Origin of the sequence: Streptomyces sp. A 4/2 (genome assembly GCF_940670765.1) — a bacterium.
Classification (GTDB): Bacteria; Actinomycetota; Actinomycetes; order Streptomycetales; family Streptomycetaceae; genus Streptomyces.
Map to the genome: position 1 here is coordinate 1 of NZ_CALNVW010000045.1, position 2,273 is coordinate 2,273.

At 66.6% G+C, this 2,273-nt stretch carries 4 protein-coding genes; all 4 read left to right on the forward strand.

Annotated elements, in window-relative coordinates:
* The first annotated feature begins 179 nt into the window (after positions 1–179).
* The 4 genes from NBY69_RS30460 to NBY69_RS30475 all read left to right on the forward strand — a co-directional run bounded on the left by NBY69_RS30460 (position 180) and on the right by NBY69_RS30475 (position 2,009).
* Positions 180–536: a hypothetical protein gene (locus NBY69_RS30460; protein WP_250305119.1), complete on the forward strand. Its 357-nt coding sequence runs from the start codon at positions 180–182 to the stop codon at positions 534–536.
* A 53-nt stretch (positions 537–589) separates the two neighbouring features.
* Positions 590–799: a hypothetical protein gene (locus tag NBY69_RS30465; RefSeq protein ID WP_250305120.1), complete on the forward strand. Its 210-nt coding sequence runs from the start codon at positions 590–592 to the stop codon at positions 797–799.
* Between the two features lie 113 nt (positions 800–912).
* Positions 913–1,662, forward strand: a complete 750-nt coding sequence (locus NBY69_RS30470) for a hypothetical protein (RefSeq protein WP_250305121.1) — start codon at positions 913–915, stop codon at positions 1,660–1,662.
* A gap of 86 nt (positions 1,663–1,748) precedes the next feature.
* Positions 1,749–2,009 (forward strand): hypothetical protein, encoded by a 261-nt coding sequence (locus NBY69_RS30475; RefSeq protein ID WP_250305122.1) that lies wholly within the window; start codon positions 1,749–1,751, stop codon positions 2,007–2,009.
* The last annotated feature ends 264 nt before the right edge of the window (positions 2,010–2,273 follow it).

The window sequence follows — 2,273 nt, forward strand, 5'->3', positions numbered from 1 at the left end:
GGAGAGATCACTCCCCCGACACCCGGGGCGGCCCGGACGGAGGCCCGACGGGAGGCAAGCGCAGACGGGGCCGGGTGTAGTTGCTTAAGTCTATGAGTACATGTATTGTAGTGACCACGAGGTCGGCAGAGTAACCGACAGCGCGCCGCTCGGCCGGCGCACGCCCCGAAAGGACCGAAATGAACTCCTACGACGTGAAGCGACGCTCCTTCTCTACCTGGTACGTCACTCGCAACGGGGCCTCGCTGGACCTCAGCGGCCATCTCGGGAGGCCCTACGCCAGCAGCCGACGCACGGCCGAGTCCTACGCCGGACTTTTCACCAGGACCGACAAATACGAGGCTCAGTACGGACTTCTGCCGACCCGACGCCCCCCACACTGCGAGCTCCCCGAAACCACCGCCGCCCGCGACGCGCTGGAGCTCGTGACGCTGACCGTCAAGGCAATTTCCCGCGACACGGCGGGGCTCTTGATGCTGGCCGCCTGGATAGCGACGGTCTGCCTTCTCATGGTCTTCGCAGTCGAGGTGCTGTAGGAGTCCGACACTTCGACACCTCGCACTGAACCATCACTCACAAAGGCGCGATCATGGAACACACCACCAGGCAGTACCCCATAACCCGGACCTCCGTGGAGGCGTTCCGGAGGCTGTTCGCGGAGCTCAAGCAGTGGGAGGGGCAGGCCGTGTGCACAGAGGTCCGGGCCTTCTCGCGGAGCGTCTTCGTAGTCAAGGCCACGACCATCGGGCACGGGGCGCTGCGCGAAGCCATGGGCCGCACGATGGCCGCCGCGCACTGACCGTCAATCACAGAATCATAGTTGCTTAACTCTATGAATCTGTGTAGAGTAGTTCTCACAAGGGGCCGGGAACGGCATCCCGGCCCCATCCAACCCACGTCCAGGAGGACGACATGACCGCTCAGACCACCTTCACCACCGTGACCGGCGCCACCTACTCGGCCGAGAGCAACATCGGCGAGAACGGTGAGGTGACCTACACGGTCAAGCGGATCGTGCAGGAGGGGGTCATCCCGGTCGGGTCCTTCGTGATCCACCCCGACTACAACGCCGAGCCCTCCGTGCCGGGTCTGGTGAACGTCCAGTTCGGCGCGGGCTCGGCCGATGATCGGCACCAGCGCACCGATGTCCCGACCCTGGGAAGTGCCAGCGTTCCGTTCGTGGTCGGACACAAGAAGGTGAACCCCCTGGACATCACGGCGGCCTCGCCGATCATCTGGCTCCCGAACCTGGCTGGTGCCCAGTACGCCACCGGCTTCAACGCGGTGGACCCCTCCCAGCAGACCGCGATGCGCACCTCTGACCTGGTGACGGCCCTGGTGGTCGAGTGGATGAAGCGCGACGACCTCGCCCAGCTCACCGCGAACTACGCGAAGTTCATCAACTCGGAGTCCCCCTGGACCGAGCAGCACACCAAGGCGAAGGCCGACAAGATCGACAAGCTCAAGCTCGACATCCTGTCGATCGGCGAGCGAATCGCCGACCTGACCAAGGAGCGCGACGAGCTTCCCGAGAACGGGATGACCAGCCCGGACGTCACCCCGGACATGGCTCCCGCCGCACAGCTCACCGGCGCGATCACCGCCCTGAACCTCAAGCGCGCGGACCTGTCCGCCGAGCTGGCCACCCTGACCAAGGCGTGACACACCCGGGGGTGCGCCCACCGGGCGCACCCCCGGCCCCCTGCACCGGCCCAACCACCACGCCACCCCCTGAAAGGAGTAGGCCCATGAGCGACTCGATCTCCCCGGACACGCCGAACGGCGTGGCCGACGCCGTAGCGTTCATCACCTCCGCCGCAAGCACACTGATCGCACAGAAGTGGGGCGTTCGACCGCCCATGGTCCACAAGGCGCTCAGCACCCCCGAAGCAGTCGCCGTCACCACCACTCGCTACCTCCTGGCCCTCGGGGCCGGGAAGTCCCCCGCAGAAGCAGCAGGGCACGTCGGCCGCTCTCTGCTAGCCGACGCCAACCAGCGCGCCGCGTAGCGCCCCCGCCCCCGCCCCCGCCCCGCTCACAACGTGAGCGGGGCATCCTGCTTTCCCCCCGTCGCCCGCCGCCTCCCGGCAACCCGGCAACCCGGCACCCTCACGGTCTCATCCGCGCCACGCTCCCAAACGGCCATCACGTCCTCTGGCCTGTTGCCGTCCGGCCTACCCGCTCTGCTCACCATGGTTCGCTCTGAGCCGCCTACCGGTCGTGTCCTACGTCTGGTCTGAAAGCTTCTGCCGTTCCAACTCCGCTGTTCCTCT